Source organism: Pseudomonas sp. GNP013, assembly GCF_054343995.1.
In genome coordinates this window covers 3,849,794-3,866,991 of sequence record NZ_JBTGUT010000001.1, presented here as the reverse complement: position 1 = coordinate 3,866,991, position 17,198 = coordinate 3,849,794, and the positions used below count along the sequence as shown (strand labels likewise).

At 59.0% G+C, this 17,198-nt stretch carries 15 protein-coding genes and 1 pseudogene; 9 read left to right on the top strand and 7 right to left on the bottom strand.

The window, feature by feature from the left end; genetic code table 11:
* The first annotated feature begins 57 nt into the window (after nucleotides 1-57).
* From ACXX81_RS17045 to ACXX81_RS17035, 3 genes are all read left to right on the top strand, one after another.
* On the top strand, nucleotides 58-966 hold the full coding sequence (locus ACXX81_RS17045) for a flagellar protein MotY (protein WP_458572093.1): 909 nt from the start codon (nucleotides 58-60) through the stop codon (nucleotides 964-966).
* Between the two features lie 129 nt (nucleotides 967-1,095).
* Nucleotides 1,096-2,313 carry an argininosuccinate synthase gene (locus ACXX81_RS17040; protein ID WP_209989284.1) on the top strand — a complete coding sequence of 406 codons (1,218 nt, stop codon included), beginning with the start codon at nucleotides 1,096-1,098 and terminating at the stop codon, nucleotides 2,311-2,313.
* Nucleotides 2,314-2,928: 615 nt separating this feature from the next.
* Nucleotides 2,929-3,561 carry a response regulator transcription factor gene (locus ACXX81_RS17035; protein WP_003231407.1) on the top strand — a complete coding sequence of 211 codons (633 nt, stop codon included), beginning with the start codon at nucleotides 2,929-2,931 and terminating at the stop codon, nucleotides 3,559-3,561.
* Between the two features lie 72 nt (nucleotides 3,562-3,633).
* Here ACXX81_RS17035 and ACXX81_RS17030 read toward each other — a convergent pair whose 3' ends face one another.
* From ACXX81_RS17030 to metG, 4 genes and pseudogenes are all read right to left on the bottom strand, one after another.
* The gene (locus tag ACXX81_RS17030; protein ID WP_209989286.1) at nucleotides 3,634-3,816 is read right to left on the bottom strand and encodes a PA3496 family putative envelope integrity protein; all 183 of its coding nucleotides are present in this window, start codon (nucleotides 3,814-3,816) and stop codon (nucleotides 3,634-3,636) included.
* A gap of 107 nt (nucleotides 3,817-3,923) precedes the next feature.
* Entirely contained in the window at nucleotides 3,924-4,562 is a 639-nt protein-coding gene (nth, locus tag ACXX81_RS17025) for an endonuclease III (protein WP_458572092.1), read from the bottom strand.
* Nucleotides 4,563-4,613: 51 nt separating this feature from the next.
* Nucleotides 4,614-5,368, bottom strand: a pseudogene (rsxB, locus tag ACXX81_RS17020) (electron transport complex subunit RsxB); the annotation flags it as partial.
* A gap of 19 nt (nucleotides 5,369-5,387) precedes the next feature.
* A complete protein-coding gene (gene metG, locus ACXX81_RS17015; RefSeq protein WP_209989307.1) occupies nucleotides 5,388-7,439 on the bottom strand; it encodes a methionine--tRNA ligase in 2,052 nt (683 codons plus the stop codon).
* A gap of 172 nt (nucleotides 7,440-7,611) precedes the next feature.
* Here metG and apbC point away from each other — a divergent pair, with 172 nt between their 5' ends.
* Nucleotides 7,612-8,706 (top strand): iron-sulfur cluster carrier protein ApbC, encoded by a 1,095-nt coding sequence (gene apbC, locus ACXX81_RS17010; RefSeq protein ID WP_209989310.1) that lies wholly within the window; start codon nucleotides 7,612-7,614, stop codon nucleotides 8,704-8,706.
* A gap of 502 nt (nucleotides 8,707-9,208) precedes the next feature.
* Here the strand turns inward: apbC and fdxA are convergent.
* The 3 genes from fdxA to ACXX81_RS16995 form a co-directional block, all read right to left on the bottom strand.
* Nucleotides 9,209-9,532 (bottom strand): ferredoxin FdxA, encoded by a 324-nt coding sequence (gene fdxA, locus ACXX81_RS17005; RefSeq protein WP_057007697.1) that lies wholly within the window; start codon nucleotides 9,530-9,532, stop codon nucleotides 9,209-9,211.
* Nucleotides 9,533-9,674: 142 nt separating this feature from the next.
* Nucleotides 9,675-12,266, bottom strand: coding sequence for a DNA mismatch repair protein MutS (mutS, locus tag ACXX81_RS17000; RefSeq protein ID WP_458572091.1), 2,592 nt, complete (start codon nucleotides 12,264-12,266; stop codon nucleotides 9,675-9,677).
* 177 nt (nucleotides 12,267-12,443) lie between these two features.
* Nucleotides 12,444-13,031, bottom strand: a complete 588-nt coding sequence (locus ACXX81_RS16995; RefSeq protein WP_458572090.1) for a CGNR zinc finger domain-containing protein — start codon at nucleotides 13,029-13,031, stop codon at nucleotides 12,444-12,446.
* 90 nt (nucleotides 13,032-13,121) lie between these two features.
* Between ACXX81_RS16995 and ACXX81_RS16990 the strand changes: the two genes are divergently transcribed.
* The 5 genes from ACXX81_RS16990 (at nucleotide 13,122) to ACXX81_RS16970 (ending at nucleotide 17,189) form a co-directional block, all read left to right on the top strand.
* Nucleotides 13,122-14,063, top strand: coding sequence for an alpha/beta fold hydrolase (locus ACXX81_RS16990; RefSeq protein WP_458572089.1), 942 nt, complete (start codon nucleotides 13,122-13,124; stop codon nucleotides 14,061-14,063).
* 311 nt (nucleotides 14,064-14,374) lie between these two features.
* Nucleotides 14,375-15,109, top strand: a complete 735-nt coding sequence (locus ACXX81_RS16985) for a LexA family transcriptional regulator (RefSeq protein ID WP_458572088.1) — start codon at nucleotides 14,375-14,377, stop codon at nucleotides 15,107-15,109.
* A 588-nt stretch (nucleotides 15,110-15,697) separates the two neighbouring features.
* Nucleotides 15,698-16,036 carry a phage holin family protein gene (locus tag ACXX81_RS16980; protein WP_003231384.1) on the top strand — a complete coding sequence of 113 codons (339 nt, stop codon included), beginning with the start codon at nucleotides 15,698-15,700 and terminating at the stop codon, nucleotides 16,034-16,036.
* 22 nt (nucleotides 16,037-16,058) lie between these two features.
* Nucleotides 16,059-16,574 carry a hypothetical protein gene (locus ACXX81_RS16975; RefSeq protein WP_458572087.1) on the top strand — a complete coding sequence of 172 codons (516 nt, stop codon included), beginning with the start codon at nucleotides 16,059-16,061 and terminating at the stop codon, nucleotides 16,572-16,574.
* 3 nt (nucleotides 16,575-16,577) lie between these two features.
* The gene (locus ACXX81_RS16970; protein ID WP_231421863.1) at nucleotides 16,578-17,189 is read left to right on the top strand and encodes a phage baseplate assembly protein V; all 612 of its coding nucleotides are present in this window, start codon (nucleotides 16,578-16,580) and stop codon (nucleotides 17,187-17,189) included.
* The last annotated feature ends 9 nt before the right edge of the window (nucleotides 17,190-17,198 follow it).

Sequence of the window (17,198 nt, the reverse complement as noted above, 5' to 3'; positions counted from 1 at the left end):
GTATGCCTTAACGACGTATGACGCCTTGATGTGTTGTAGAAACCAGTGGAGCCGCCCGTGCGCCAGCATTATCTAGCCCTGCTCAGTGTGTTCGCCAGCCTGCCTGCAATGGCCCTCACGTTCCAGACACGTCTGGAGAACATTGAGTGGAAGGTGGAAGGCGATCAGTTCGAGTGCCGCCTGACCCAGCCGATCACCGATTTCGGCTCGGGTGAGTTCGTGCGCCGTGCCGGCGAGCAGGCGACGTTTCGCCTCAAAGCCTATAACGGTGCACTCGGCGCAGGCTCGGCGACGCTGCTGGCGGCCGCTGCACCGTGGCAGCCGGGGCGCGGCGATATCAATCTGGGCGCGGTGCGGGTCGGCAGTGGCGATGTGCTGTTTAACAGTTCCCAGGCCCAGGCCGGGCGCCTGTTCACTGGCCTGCTGGAAGGGCGCAGCCCCACTGTGCGCCATTACGGGCGCGAGGGCGGCTACTCGGAGGTTCGCCTGTTGCCAGTGAAATTCAACAAGGCCTACAACGACTATCAGGTGTGCACCGCCAAGCTGTTGCCGATGAATTACGACCAGGTCAAACAGACCGAAGTCGGCTTCCCTGGCGGTGGCGTTGAACTGGACTCTGCTGCCAGGCAGAAGCTGTCGGTGATTCTTGCGTACCTGAAAGCCGATCCCACGGTTAACCATGTGGAGTTGAACGGTCACTCCGACAACAGCGGCAATCGCCTGACCAACCGCGACGTCTCGCGCCGCCGTGCCCTGGCGGTGATGGACTACTTCAAGGCCAATGGCATCCCGGAGTCGCAGATCACCCTGCGATTCCACGGTGAAAGCTATCCGCTGGCGCCCAACACCAACGCGGCCAACCGTGCGCGCAACCGTCGTGTGAACATTCAGCTTGAACGCGTGGCGGCCCCCGAAAAACCGGCACCGCAGGCTACCGCTCTAGGCAATCCGGCACACACTTCATAAGGTGCGACCCTCGGTCGCGCCGTCGACATAATCTGTCGCTTTATCTTCATTTGCTGTCGCGCCCCTGTAAATTCACGGTTTTGATCGGTAGAATCGTCGCCTTTCCGTACAACCCCGTGGAGTGATGGCATGGCCGACGTAAACAAGGTCGTTCTCGCGTATTCCGGCGGCCTGGACACTTCGGTGATCCTCAAGTGGCTGCAGGATACTTATAACTGTGAAGTGGTGACCTTCACCGCTGACCTGGGTCAGGGCGAAGAGGTCGAACCGGCACGTGCCAAGGCGCAAGCCATGGGCGTGAAAGAGATCTACATTGACGACCTGCGCGAAGAGTTCGTCCGCGATTTCGTCTTCCCGATGTTTCGCGCCAACACCGTCTACGAAGGCGAGTACCTGCTGGGTACCTCCATCGCACGTCCGCTGATTGCCAAGCGCCTGATCGAAATCGCCAACGAAACCGGCGCCGACGCCATTTCCCATGGTGCGACCGGCAAGGGCAACGACCAGGTGCGTTTCGAATTGGGCGCCTACGCCCTCAAGCCAGGCGTGAAAGTGATTGCACCGTGGCGTGAATGGGACCTGCTGTCCCGTGAAAAGCTGATGGATTACGCTGAAAAGCACGCAATCCCGATCGAGCGCCACGGCAAGAAGAAGTCCCCGTACTCGATGGACGCCAACCTGCTACATATCTCCTATGAAGGCGGCGTGCTGGAAGACACCTGGACCGAGCACGAAGAAGACATGTGGAAGTGGACCGTCTCCCCGGAGAACGCTCCCGACAAGCCGCAATACCTGGAACTGACCTACCGCAACGGCGACATCGTCGCGCTGGACGGCGTCGAGATGACCCCGGCCACCGTGCTGGCGACCCTCAACCGCATCGGCGGCGAGCACGGTATCGGCCGTCTCGATATCGTCGAGAACCGTTACGTGGGCATGAAGTCCCGTGGCTGCTACGAGACACCCGGCGGCACCATCATGCTGCGTGCCCACCGCGCTATCGAGTCCATCACCCTGGACCGCGAAGTGGCTCACCTCAAAGACGAACTGATGCCCAAGTACGCCAGCCTGATCTACACCGGCTACTGGTGGAGTCCTGAGCGTTTGATGCTGCAACAGATGATCGACGCCTCCCAGGCCCACGTGAATGGCGTGGTGCGTCTGAAGCTGTACAAGGGCAACGTGATCGTCACGGGTCGCAAGTCCGAGGAGTCGCTGTTCGACGCCAATATCGCCACCTTTGAAGAAGACGGCGGCGCCTATAACCAGGCGGACGCGGCGGGCTTCATCAAGTTGAACGCACTGCGCATGCGCATCGCGGCCAATAAAGGTCGCAAGCTGTTCTGAGTGTTCCAGGTGATCTGAAAAAAGGCCCCTTATTCAAGGGGCCTTTTTTTGCCCGGAATTAATGTAGAGCGAACATCCTGTTTACTTATGTTTAAGATTGTTTGCTATTAAACACGCCACCCCTGATTTACGCCTCCTGTTCTGAAACTTCACAGGGACGAATGAATTGTTTACACCTGAGCAGGAACTGTTTCTTACAGAAAAATCACTCAAAGAAGTACAGCGTGAATGTAATGCGCTGAAATTTCTGTAGGAATTTTAAGGTGTGGACACCTATGTTGAATGGAACTGAATCAGAGGGAGTGTTTTCACCTGTGCGATCTCGTGAATGCCACAAGCAAGGGGCATTTCCTGAAAGTCGCGTGCGCCACGTTTACGGCCGACCCTTTAATCGGTGCGTATTTCACTCAAAATATGTAGGGGAACGGAAAGTTCTGAAAGGCTGCATAAAGTCGAATGCACCCTCATTGTTGTTTTTTTGTAGGCTGATTCCGATATCGTTGTGGCTTGGGTCTCTGCTTACTGTTGCTCGGGGGGGAACACTATGCCAACTAGGAAACGACTAGGCTATTGTGTTTGCTCTGAATAATTCGAACAGCGAAATTGGACTTTCTTATGAATAAAGTGCTGATCGTGGATGATCATCCCGTGATTCGTCTTGCTGTGCGTATGCTCATGGAACGTCATGGTTATGAGGTCGTTGCAGAGACCGATAACGGTGTCGATGCGTTGCAACTTGCGCGGGAGCATATGCCGGACATTGTCATATTGGATATTGGAATTCCCCAGCTCGACGGGCTGGAAGTTATTTGCCGACTGTCTTCCAGCAAACAGCCATCGCCGTTCAAGGTGCTGGTGCTCACCTCGCAGGCGCCTGGCCATTTCTCCATGCGCTGCATGCAGGCCGGGGCGGCGGGTTACGTGTGCAAGCAGCAGGACCTGACCGAGCTGCTGAGTGCCATCAAAGCGGTGCTTTCCGGCTACAGCTATTTCCCGAACCAGGCATTGAACTCGGTGCGATCCACCATCGGCAACGCCAGTGAGGCGGACATGGTCGAGCGCCTGTCCGGGCGCGAGATGATGGTGTTGCAGCAATTGGCTCGCGGCAAGACCAACAAGGAAATTGCAGACGGCATGTTCCTCAGCAACAAGACCGTCAGTACCTACAAGACGCGCCTGCTGCTCAAGCTCAACGCGCGCTCACTGGTGGACCTGATCGAACTGGCCCAGCGCAACGGGCTGGTCTGAGGCACGCATTGCCCCGCTATACCGGCAGAAAAAAGCCTCCGTAAGGGAGGCTTCTGGCCGTTTTCGGTTGTATCAGAGGTCGAAGTCGTAGTCGGCCAACTGTTTTTTCAAACGTCGCTCTTCAAGGAGATTGTCGATGGTGCGGCGTTTGCTCAAATTGGTCTTGGCCACCTCAACCACAGGCGTCTCTACCACGTCGTCATCCGACTCAACGAGGTCGTCGCTCATTTCCAGTTGTTCTTCGCCAGCGCTCATAAGGTTAACTCCGGGCTAAGACTGCCGTTGGCGCTCCTTATAACGATAATTCACGGGCGGGTAAAAAAGATTTTTTCAATCGTCGAATCAATAAAACCAATGATCGATCAATCATCGGAGGTTTTTTCCTTGTATTCACACAGGTCTTCGATGCGACAGCTGCCGCAGCGTGGCTTGCGTGCCTGGCAGACATAGCGCCCGTGCAGGATCAGCCAATGATGGGAATCGAGCAGATATTGCCTTGGCACAAATTTCATCAGCTGCTTTTCCACTTCCACCACGTTTTTTCCGCGGGCAATACCGGTGCGGTTGCTGACGCGAAAAATATGCGTATCCACCGCCATGGTCAGTTGCCGGAACGCGGTGTTCAGCACCACGTTGGCAGTCTTGCGTCCCACGCCGGGGAGGGCTTCCAGGGCCTCGCGGGTTTGTGGCACTTCACCGCCATGCAGCTCCATCAGCATCCGGCAGGTCGCAATCACATTTTTTGCCTTGCTGTTGTACAGGCCGATGGTCTTGATGTATTCGGACAAACCTTCAACACCCAGCGCATGGATCGCTGCCGGCGTGTTTGCGATGGGATACAGCCTGGCCGTGGCCTTGTTGACGCCGACGTCCGTGGACTGCGCCGAGAGAATCACCGCAATCAGCAACTCGAATGGCGATGAGTAGGCCAGTTCGGTTTTGGGTTCCGGGTTGTCTTCGTGAAGCCTGCGGAAAATTTCCAGGCGTTTGGCGGCGTTCATCGGGCGGGTGTTCCTTGCTGGCGGTCAGCGTGATGTTGAGGTGGGTTCAAGCAGTGCGGCCAGCGTGCGTTCCGCCGCCTCGAAGTGCTGCTGCAGGATGATCAGTTGTGACTGCTGTTCAAAGGTCGGCGGGTGACCGAACGCCTTCAGGGATTTATGCAGCTGTGCGCGACTCATCGCGACGCCGACTTTGGCTTTCTTGACGGCAGCCTCGGCGGCATCGATTGGTTTTGGGGGGGAGGGAGTGGCGGCTGGACCCGCGCCAGGCGCTCGGCAATCCTGTGTGTGTCCTCCCGCTTCAGGCGTGCGTTGCGTTGTTCAAAGCGACGCCGCGCCCGGTCGCGCTTGATGCTGCGCAGATGGCGTTGATGATCGTTGGCCGCGAGGTCGCCGACAATCGGCAGGGCAGTAGTCAGGGGACGCATGTCGATGCAATCGACCGGGCAGGGCGCCACGCACAGGTCGCAGCCTGTGCATTCATCGATGATCACGCTGTGCATCAGCTTTGCGGCGCCGACAATGGCATCCACCGGGCACGCCTGAATGCATTTGGTGCACCCGATGCACTCGGCTTCGCGGATATAGGCAACCTGTGCCGGGGCTTCGCCACGGGCCGTGTCCAGATCCAGCACCGGCACATTCAGCAGGTGTGCAAGCCCGACGATCGTCTCCTGTCCGCCGGGCGGGCACTTGTTGATCGCCTCCCCCAGAGCGATGCCCTCGGCGTAAGGCCTGCAGCCCGGGTGCCCGCACTTGCCGCATTGGGTCTGCGGTAACAGCGCGTCGATACGTTGAATCAGGCTCATGCATTGAAACCTGTCATTACTACTTGATGCGCTGTCCCGGCTTGGCGCCGCTGTCCGGGCTCAGCAGGTAGATTTCCTCACCACCAGGGCCGGCGGCCATCACCATGCCTTCGGAGATGCCGAACTTCATTTTGCGCGGCTTGAGGTTGGCGACCATCATGGTCAGGCGCCCATCGAGCTTGGACGGGTCCGGGTACGCGCTCTTGATGCCGGAGAACACGTTGCGCTGCTCGCCACCCAGGTCCAGTGTCAGACGCAGCAGTTTATCGGCACCTTCCACGGCTTCGGCCTTGAGAATCAGTGCCACACGCAGGTCCACAGCGTCAAAGGCGTCGAAGTCGATTTCCGGTGACAACGGGTCCTTGGCCAGTTCGCCGTTGCCGGCGGAGGCAGATGCACCCGTGTCGGTCTGGCTGGCGATCAGGTCTTCTTTCGAGGCGTCGGTCATGGCCTGGACTTTCACCGGGTCGATGCGGGTCATCAGGGGTTTGAACGCATTCAATTGATGATTACCCAGCAGTGTGGCGTGATCGTTCCAGGTCAACGGCGCGACGTTGAGGAACGCCTCGGCATCGGCCGCCAGCAACGGCAGCACCGGTTTGAGGAAGATCACCAACTGGCGGAACAGATTGACGCCGGTGGCGCAGATTGCCTGTACTTCAGCCTCTTTGCCTTCCTGCTTGTTCAGCGACCATGGCGCCTTGTCGGCGATCCACGCGTTGGCGCGGTCGGCCAGGCCCATGATCTCGCGCATGGCGCGGGCGAAGTCACGGGCTTCATAGGCGTCGGCGATACCTGGCGCAGCGGCCAGGAAAGCCTCGGTCAGCTCCGGCGCGGCGTTGTCCGCCACCATGAGACCGGCGTTGCCCTTGTGGATGAACCCGGCGCAACGGCTGGCAATGTTGACGACTTTGCCTACCAGGTCGGAGTTGACCTTCTGTACGAAGTCCTCAAGGTTCAAGTCGAGGTCGTCGACGCCACGGCCCAACTTGGAGGCGTAGTAGTAGCGCAGGTATTCCGGCGACAGGTGGTCCAGGTAGGTGCGCGCCTTGATAAAGGTGCCACGGGACTTGGACATCTTCTGGCCATTGACGGTCAGGTAGCCGTGTACGGCAATGCCGGTCGGCTTGCGATAACCCGAGCCTTCGAGCATCGCCGGCCAGAACAGGGCGTGGAAGTTGACGATGTCCTTGCCGATGAAGTGGTACAGCTCGGCGGTGGAGTCTTTGGCCCAGAAGGCATCGAAGTCCAGGTCCGGCGTACGGTCGCACAGGTTCTTGAAGCTGGCCATGTAGCCGATTGGCGCGTCCAGCCACACGTAGAAATACTTGCCCGGCTCGCCCGGAATCTCGAAGCCGAAATACGGCGCATCGCGGGAAATGTCCCACTGTTGCAGGCCGGCATCCAGCCATTCGGCGATCTTGTTGGCGACGGCATCCTGCAGGGTGCCGCTGCGGGTCCAGGTCTGCAGCATCTCCTGGAAATCCGGAAGCTTGAAGAAGAAGTGCTGCGAGTCCTTGAGCACCGGCGTGGCGCCGGAGATGGCCGACTTCGGATTCTTCAGGTCAGTGGGGGCGTAGGTGGCGCCGCACTTCTCGCAGTTATCGCCGTACTGGTCATCGGTGCCGCATTTCGGACAGGTGCCCTTGATGAAGCGGTCGGCCAGGAACATTTTCTTTTCCGGGTCGAAATACTGGGTGATCGAGCGCGTATCAATGTGCCCGGCATCACGCAGTCGCGTGTAGATCTGGCTCGACAGCTCACGGTTCTCTTCGGAGTGGGTCGAGTGGAAGTTGTCGAAATCCACCAGGAACTCGGCAAAGTCGGCGCTGTGTTCAGCCTGCACGTTGGCGATCAGTTGTTCCGGGGTGATCCCTTCCTTTTCGGCGCGAAGCATGATGGCCGAACCATGGGCGTCGTCGGCGCAGACATAAATGCATTGGTTGCCGCGATGCTTCTGGAAGCGCACCCACATATCGGTCTGGATGTACTCAAGCATATGGCCAAGATGGATGGAACCATTGGCATAGGGCAGGGCGCTGGTGACGAGGATCTTGCGTGGCTCGGACATGGGGCTCGGCTACTTGATGAAACGGAGGTCGGCCACTATAAAGCGCCGGGCGATTTATTTCACCCCGTGGCGCTGTTTCAGTCTCTTGCGCACAGCCGAAAGCATGCCGTTGAGCGAGCGGAACGGTTAGGATAGCCGCCTGTTTCAGTCAGTCCTTTTTCGGGAGTAGCCCATGAGCGCCGTCAATCGCGCAGCGGTGGAAGCCGTTCTTCGCCAGTACACCGACCCCTATTTGAACCAGGATCCGGTGAGTGCCGGTTGCGTACGCGCCATCGAGGTCCAGGGTGACCAGGTAACCGTTGAGTTGGAACTGGGCTATGCCGCAGGCCTGTTCAAGCGCGGCTGGGCGCAGATGCTGCAGATGGCCATCGAAGGCCTGGACGGCGTGCGCACAGCCACGGTCGACATTCAATGCGTGATCGCGCCGCACAAGGCCCAGGCGCAGATCCCTGGCCTGGCCAACGTGAAGAACGTGATCGCCGTAGCGTCCGGCAAGGGCGGCGTAGGCAAATCGACCACGGCCGCCAACCTGGCCCTGGCCCTGGCACGTGAGGGCGCGCGGGTGGGCATTCTCGACGCGGATATCTACGGCCCCAGCCAGGGCGTGATGTTCGGTATCGCCGAAGGCACGCGGCCGAAGGTCAAAGACCAGAAGTGGTTCGTGCCGATCGAGTCTCTGGGTGTGGAAGTCATGTCCATGGCCTTTCTCACCGATGACAACACGCCGATGGTGTGGCGCGGGCCGATGGTGTCGGGTGCGTTATTGCAATTGGTCACCCAGACCGCCTGGGGCGACCTGGACTACCTGGTGATCGACATGCCACCCGGCACGGGTGATATCCAGTTGACCCTGGCGCAAAAAGTCCCGGTGGCCGGCTCGGTCATCGTCACCACCCCCCAGGACCTGGCGCTGCTTGACGCCAGAAAGGGCGTGGAGATGTTCCGCAAGGTCAACATCCCGGTACTGGGTGTGGTGGAAAACATGGCCGTGCACATCTGTTCCAACTGCGGGCATGCCGAGCATCTGTTTGGCGAAGGCGGTGGTGAAAAGCTGGCGAGCCAATACGACGTCGAGCTGCTGGCCTCGTTGCCGCTGTCGATGAGCATTCGCGAGCAGGCCGACGGCGGCAAACCCACCGTGGCAGCAGAACCCGATGGCCAGATCGCGATGGTTTATCAGGAACTGGCGCGTCATGTCGGGGCGCGCATCGTATTGCAGGAAGCGGCAGCGCCGGCAATGCCGACCATTACGGTCAGCGACGACTGATCCTCACGCTGCAGGGGCGAGCGTGCTCGCGCCTGCAAAACTACGCTTCAAGCGTGTCCTTGCGCTTTTACGCAATCGCTGATGTAAGCATTGGCTTACTTTTCCGTAAGTGTTTGGTTTTTTTGCTCGCCATGTCTGCCTTGAATCGCTGCGAGATTTTTCTATCCTTTTGAAAAACAACAATTATTTATAGAGTCTTGGACTCCGGCACCTGTCAGCAGCTCCGTAGTATCCGGTTGAACATCCCTTGGAACTCTTTAACATCAGCCCTGTGTCCACGGAATGACACGGCCATCAGGGAACGGTGGTTTGAAGGAACGTCGCAGGATGCGATTCATCAGGACGATGAAAAAGGAATACAGGGACAGGGAAGAAATGTGGGCGGGTCATACCGCCCCTTTTTTTCGCCTGCAGAAAAGTGAAATACCTGCCCGTTAAATAGCTGCCCAGGAATGCAAAAAAGGCCCGCAAAGGGCCTTTTTTATTGGGGCGGTGGCGCGTTTCAGCGCTCCAGGAATTCGATCTTGCCTGTCTTGCCGTCCCACTCGGCCGCGTCCGGCAGCGAGTCTTTCTTTTCGGTGATGTTTGGCCAGATCTCCGCCAGCTCGACATTCAATTGAATGAAGTTTTCCATACCTGCCGGAATTTCATCCTCGGAGAAAATCGCGACGGCCGGGCATTCAGGCTCACACAGGGCGCAGTCAATGCACTCGTCCGGGTGGATGACCAGGAAGTTCGGGCCTTCGTAGAAGCAGTCCACCGGACACACTTCTACGCAGTCGGTGTACTTGCACTTGATGCAGTTGTCGGTGACGACGAAGGTCATTTCTAATTCTCTCCTCAGGCGGCGGCAGCGAAACCCCTTGTGGCGGGGCTCGCGAGGTTCGGGAGCGATAGTCTGCAGGCCAGGCTAAGAGCCTGCAGCATCCCAAACCGCGCGAGAGTCTACCAGCTTGCAAGCGTCTGCGTTATATCCGAGTCTTCAGTGCATATAACATTTCGAGCGCTTTGCGCGGCGTCAGGTCATCGATATCGAGTTTGGCCAGTTCGTCCAGCACCGGGTGGGGCAAACTGGCGAACATGTCGCTCTGATGCGGTGCGGCGGGTTTCCTGCTGGCCTTGGCGGGGCTGGCCACCACGTTTTCATGGGGCAGCGCCGTGGTTTCCAGACGGCTGAGGTGCTCGCGGGCGCGGGTGATTACGTCGCCCGGCACGCCGGCCAGTTGTGCCACGGCCAGGCCGTAGCTCTGGCTGGCCGGGCCTGGCAGCACATGGTGCAGGAACACGATACGCTCGTTGTGCTCAGTGGCGTTAAGGTGCACGTTGGCCACCAGCGGCTCGTTTTCCGGCAGTACCGTGAGTTCGAAATAATGGGTGGCAAACAGCGTATAGGCACGCAGGTGCGCCAGGCGCTCGGCAGCCGCCCAGGCCAGGGAGAGGCCGTCGAAGGTGCTGGTGCCGCGTCCGACTTCGTCCATCAGCACCAGGCTGCGCTCGGTGGCGTTGTGCAGGATGTTGGCGGTTTCGCTCATCTCCACCATAAAGGTCGAACGGCCACCGGCCAGGTCATCGCTGGAACCAATCCGCGTGAAAATGCGGTCCACCAGCGACAATTCACAGCTCGCCGCCGGCACAAAGCTGCCGATATGCGCCAGCAATACAATCAAAGCGGTCTGACGCATGTAAGTGGATTTACCACCCATGTTGGGACCGGTGATCACCAACATGCGGGTATCGTCATCCAGCGCCAGGTCGTTGGCCACGAACGGGGTAGTCAATACCTGCTCCACCACCGGATGGCGACCCTGCACGATGCGCATGCACGGTTCGCTGACAAAACGCGGGCAGTTCAAGTCCAGGTTCAGCGCACGCTCGGCCAGATTGCTCAGCACATCCAGCTCCGCCAGGGCGGCCGCGGTGTCCTGCAGGGGCGCCAGGCGGCTGATCAGGTCTTCGAGCAGGGCCTCATAGAGCATTTTTTCCCGCGCAAGGGCGCGGCTCTTGGCCGACAGCGCCTTGTCTTCGAACGCCTTGAGCTCAGGCGTGATAAAGCGCTCGGCCCCTTTAAGGGTCTGGCGACGCTGATAGTCGATGGGGGCCGACTCGGCCTGCTTGCTTGGCAACTCGATAAAGTAGCCGTGCACACGGTTGTAGCCGACTTTCAGGTTGGCCAGGCCCGTTCGCGCTTTTTCGCGGGCTTCCAGATCGATCAGGAACTGACCGGCGTTTTCGCTCAAGGATTGCAGCTCGTCCAGCTCGCTGTCGTAGCCTGTCTTGAGCACGCCACCGTCACGGATGATGGCGGGCGGGTTGTCGATAATGGCCTTTTCCAGCAGCGCGGCCAGATCCGGGTACGTACCGGCCGTCACCGCCAACTGTTGCAGGTGCGGCGTGTCCAGTTCGGTCATCGCCTCTTGCAACTGCGGCAGCGCGCTCAAGGCATCACGCAGTCGCGCCAGGTCACGGGGCCGCGCATTACGCAAGCCGATGCGCGCGAGGATGCGCTCGATATCACCGATTTCCTTGAGTTGCGGCTGCAGCTTTTCAAAGCGATAGCCGTCCAGCAGGCAGCTGATGGACGTCTGTCGCGCTTGCAGCACGCGCAAATCCCGCAGCGGACGGTTCAGCCAGCGGGTCAGCAAGCGGCTGCCCATGGCGGTCTGGCAACGGTCGACCACCGATTGCAGGGTGTTGTCACGTCCGCCGCTGAGGTTGGTGTCCAGCTCCAGATTGCGACGGCTGGCGCCGTCCAGCACCACGGTATCGTCCAGCCGCTCATGACGCAGACTGCGCAAGTGCGGCAGGGCGGTGCGCTGGGTTTCCCTGGCATAGCTGAGCAGGCAACCGGCCGCGCCAATGGCGAGGGTCAGGGTTTCACAGCCGAAGCCTTTAAGGTCCTGCACCGAGAATTGCTGGCACAGGCTTTTCAGCGCCGAGTCACGCTCAAAATCCCACGGCGCGCGACGCTTGGTCCCACGGCGCTTTTCCGCCGGCAGGTCTTTGGGCCAGTCATCCGGGATCAGCAATTCCACCGGATTGATGCGCTCAAGCTCCGCCAGCAGATTCTCCCAGCCCTTGATCTCCAGCACGCTGAAATTGCCGCTGGTGATATCCAGCACCGAAAGCCCGAACAGACGCTCGTCACCCAGCACCGCCGCGATCAGGTTATCGCGCCGCTCATCCAGCAGCGCCTCATCACTCACCGTGCCCGGCGTAATGATGCGCACCACCTGACGTTCCACTGGCCCTTTGCTGGTGGCCGGATCGCCGATCTGCTCACAGATCACCACTGACTCGCCCAGCTTGACCAGCTTGACCAGATAGCCTTCCAACGAATGGTAAGGAATCCCGCACATCGGAATCGACTGCCCCGCCGATTGCCCTCGCGCTGTCAGAGTGATGTCCAGCAGCTTGGCGGCCTTCTTCGCGTCTTCGTAGAAGATTTCGTAGAAGTCGCCCATGCGATAGAACATCAACTGATCAGGGTGCTGGTTTTTCAGGCGCCAGTACTGCTGCATCATTGGGGTGTGGGAAGACAGATCGGAGCTGTTTTTACTCATTGGATAGTAGGCAAATTCGTTGAAAGTGGTGGGGCAAAGGGGCGCTTGGCCCAGCATTTATTGCGATGGGCGCAAGGTTAACACGCGAGGTCGGGGGTTCGCAGGTTGCAAACGGCCAGGTAAAACACAAAAGGAGGACGATGCACTTATTCAAATGCGCCGCGCCCTTTTTGGCGCTTAGTCAGGTTTTTTCCTCGACCGGAACGCCGCCACTTTCATGCGATTGCCGCAGGTCGCCATGCTGCACCAGCGGCGACGGTGGGATTTGCTCAAGTCGTGGAAGAGCAGAATGCAGTCATGCGCCTCGCACTGGCGTACGAATTCAAACTTGTCGCCCGTCACCACATTCACCAACGCATCGGCTATCGGCCACAGCAAGCTTTCCGGGCTGTTGTCCGTTCGGTGAACGCCCAGCCGATATCCCTGCGCCTGGCTCTCCCATTCCAGCCTGCTGAACGGGCGACCAGCCTCAAGCACCTGGTTGATCACACCGAGATCCACCGCAACGCCATTCATTGCAGCGTTCACCAGCGCCCTTGCAGCGTCACGCAGTTGGCGTGCTTCGGCGAGCAGGCCCTGGGGCGCTTGCAGTTGAGCGTTCTCCGGCAACAGCCCTGCCATCTTGAGCCAATTCGTCACGCTTTGATCATCGCTGAGGCAGTCATGCTGTTGCTCGCCCACGCCGTACTCACTGTTGATGAAGTCGAGGGCGAGGTTGTCAGCCAGGAAGAGAGCGCCGGAGGCGGTAGGGGTCGAGGTCATCATTTTTTTGTAACCCATAAAATATGTTTGACAGGTTACCAAAATCGTACGTAACCTTCAAACCTCAAATTTAACGGTTACAAGGAAATCGTCATGACATCGTCCAAACCCATTGCCGCTGCCGCGCTCGCGGCTTCCCTGTTGGCAGGCGGCGCGCAAGCCGCCGATGCAACGCGCCAGGTTCATTACCGCTACGAGCAAGTAGGTGATGTGAAAGTGTTCTACCGCGAGGCAGGCAACCCCAGCGCACCGACGGTGCTGTTGCTTCACGGTTTCGCCGCTTCATCGTTCATGTTTCGCGACCTGATTCCCGAACTCGCCGATCGCTATCACGTGATTGCGCCAGACCTGCCGGCGTTCGGCTTTACCGAAGCGCCTGCGCGGGGCGACTATCCCTACACGTTCAGCCAACTGGCGAAGACCGTCGGCCAGTTCACCGAGCAGCTCAAGCTCCAGAAGTACGCGCTCATGGTTCACGACTACGGCGCGCCGGTCGGATGGCGTCTTGCGGTCGCCCATCCGGAGCGAGTCACGGCGATCATTTCGCAGAACGGCAACGCGTATGAGGAAGGTTTGGGCGACAGCTGGGCGCCTATCCAGAAGTACTGGCACGCACCGACGCAACAGAACCGCGACGCGCTGCACGACTTCCCGACACCGGCTTCCATCAAGTGGCAATACCTTGAAGGGGTGGCCGACAAGAGCACGGTGTCGCCGGACGGCTACACTCTGGAAGGGCTGCAGATCACGAAGCCGGGCAATGTGGACATTCAGTTGGACCTGTTGCTGGATTACGCCTCGAACGTGGCCATGTACCCCGCGTTCCAGGCGTACTTTCGCAAGTACCAGCCACCGCTGCTGGCGGTGTGGGGGAAAAACGATCCGTTCTTCCTGCCGGCCGGGGCACAGGCGTGGAAGCGCGATCTGCCCAAGGCGGATATACGTTTTTACGACACGGGGCACTTCGCGCTGGAAACCCACGGCCGGGAAATCATTCCGGTGATTCGTGAGTTTCTGGATAAAAACGTTCGTTAGCAGCGATGTGCATGCCTGGCCAAGCACAGGAATCGCGCTCGGTTTGGAAGCTGTATTCACTTCCAGACCGAGCACAATAACTGCGGTAACCGGCGAGGCTGAGAATGGATATTCGCGGTCTCTGGCCCTGGCGCATTTCTGATCTGTGAGCGTTTTCGACGTCAGATGCTTTTTGATTAGCACATCAAAGTGACGATAACCGCTTTCATGCGCCGCATTATCGGAATGCGGGATCAGGAATCGGCCATAACGCATAAAATATGCAAATCAGCATTTGCCAAGCGCTGAATCTCTCGGCACTATCTGCCGTTATGCAAAAACGCAATGTTTCAATCGTCCTCAAAGAGCTGCTGGATCGCGACCGGATCTCCCCCACGGAGCTTCACCGGCGTACTGGTGTGCCTCAATCCACCCTGTCCCGGATCCTCAGCGGCAAGATCGTTGACCCGTCGGACAAGCACATCTCCCGCATTGCCGAGTACTTTCGTGTCAGCACCGATCAGTTGCGCGGACGCGCGGCAGTAGGCGTTCAGCGGGACGAAGAACGCGACCCGATGCATTCGGAACTCAAGGACATAAGCTTGTGGGACGACGACACCCCCGTGAATGACGACGAGGTGTCGATCCCCTTTCTGCGTGAGGTTGAATTGGCTGCTGGATCAGGAAGATTCGTCATCGAGGAAAGCGAAAAGGCCAGCCTGCGGTTCGGCAAGCGCAGCCTGCGGCATAACGGTGTGCAATTCGACCAGGCCAAGTGTGTGACGGTGCGTGGCAACAGCATGTTGCCGGTGTTGCGTGATGGCGCCACGGTCGGGGTGAATGCAGGCAAGAGCGGCATTGGCGATATCGTTGACGGCGACCTGTATGCAATCAATCACAACGGGCAATTACGGGTTAAACAGCTCTATCGCCTGCCTTCCGGGATTCGCCTGCGCAGCTTCAATCGCGATGAGCACCCGGACGAGGACTATAGCTTCCAGGACATACAGGACGAGCAGATCAGCATCCTCGGTCATGTGTTCTGGTGGGGCATGTACGCTCGCTAACCTTCCTCTGTAAGACAAAACCTGCCAACGAGCAGGTTTTTTTTCGCCTGCAAAACGCCTCAAGCCCCAGGCCGTCCTGGCTGAAAATGCGTTCATGCATTTCATCAGGAAAATAAATGCATTTATGCATTGACTGTGTATGCATAAATGCATATTCTTCACCTCAAGCCAGCCAATAAGGTCTGGTGGAGGCGGCAAGGATGCCGCCAGGGAAGACAAGGAAGGCACGCAACATCGGCAAGGATGCCATCGAAGCGATGGCAGGGAAGCCAGGCAACACCGGCAAGGATGCCGACGCTCTTTAGGGGTAGCGCTTCAAAAACAGGCAGCGATGAACCGGCCTTAATGGTTCAGAGGGTTGGCAACTGACCCGGGTGTGCAGCGTAAAGCACCAGAAGCAGTTATCCGGCAGACAGGGATCGTGGTCGGAAAAACAATGAGGAAAGGACCGTACCGCGCCAGTAGCGCCGAAAGTCCGCGGACAGCATTACTGAAAAGCCCGGGCGACCGGGCTTTTTGGAATGCCTACCCATCGAACTATATGCGAATGAAAAACGGACTATCCAGTGCTCAGCCAGGAGGCGTGACATGACAAACGAACAACAGGCGTTAGCGGAAATGCCTATCTGGCTGGTCATCATATTGGCGGTGATCGGCGGCGTGTCCGGCGAAATGTGGCGTGCCGACAAGGAAGGCGCCCGTGGCTGGTCGCTGATTCGGCGCCTGGCGCTGCGCTCCGGGGCCTGCATGGTCTGCGGCGTTTCAGCCCTGATGCTGTGTTACGCCGCCGGCATGTCGATCTGGACGGCTGGCGCCATTGGATGCCTGACCGCCATGGCCGGCGCCGACGCCGCCATCGGGCTCTACGAGCGCTGGGCGGCCAAACGTATCGGGATCAATGAAGGCCCGCGCCAGGATCCGCGTTAATTGCTGCAAGGAAGCCACTGACATGACGTTCATCGAAAAACCATCCCAATTGCCACAAGCCATCGGCCAGGCGCTGCATGTTGCCTTTCCCGACCTGAAAATCGGCAGCCATCAGGACTTTCAGGAGGGCGGTGTAAACACCGGCGTGCTGGTCACGGTCGAGGGCAATGGCCCCGGCATCCGCTCGCCCGAAGGGCGCAAGGCGCACGCCCTGGCCATTTCACTCAAGGCCATGGTTGCTGCGGGTGCCTTGCCGTTCGATGCCTGCGACCTGGCCAGTCAACTGATGGACCTGGTGCTGGACAACCGCTGGGGCCTGCCCCAGGCGCAGTGTGATTTGCCGACGAACATCGTTGCCACTCCGTCTTCGCGGACCGGTGCAGGAACGGACTACGACACCTGGACTGTTTCCTTCACCCAAACCCTCTACATCGGACCGGTGTTGCTCAACGACCCTACAGGCCAACCCTTGTTTGCCCGCGCTTGGGAAGTCACCAACATCAACGACCCTGACCAATACAAGCCACTGGCGGAGTAACTCATGTTCGACGCGCTCTTACGCATGCAACTGGGGCCGATTGTCGAGCGTCTGGCAGAAATGGAAGCCCAACTCGAAGACCTGTATCGACGTGCCGACAGTTTCTGCCGAATCGGCGTTTGCCAGCAGGTCGATGCTGCCGCCAATACCTGCAAGGTCAGCCATGGCGATCTGCTCACGCCGGCTATTCGCTTTTTCAATCCCAGCGCCGGTGCGCAAACCGAAACGCGCATTCCATCGGTGGGTGAGCAGTGCCTGTTGCTCAACTACGGCGGCGGCGAAGGAGGTGCGCAGTCCGTGGCCTTGTTCGGCCTCAACAGCAGTCTGTTTCCGCCAGTCTCCAGCGTTGCGTCGTTAACCCGGCGCCGCCATCAGGACGGTACGCAGAGCGACTACGACGACGCCAGCCACACGTTCAACTGGGTCAACGGCCCGACCACCTTTACCGGCTCGCGCGAACAGATCGAGGCCCGAGTCGGCGCCGCCAGCCTGATCCTCAGCGCCCAGGGCATCGCGCTGCAAATCGGCGGCACCGCGTTGTTGCTCGACGCCAGTGGTGCGCATTTCAGCGGCCCGGTGGTGGACCACCAAGGGCGCCTCATCAGCCCCCGATAAGGACATCCC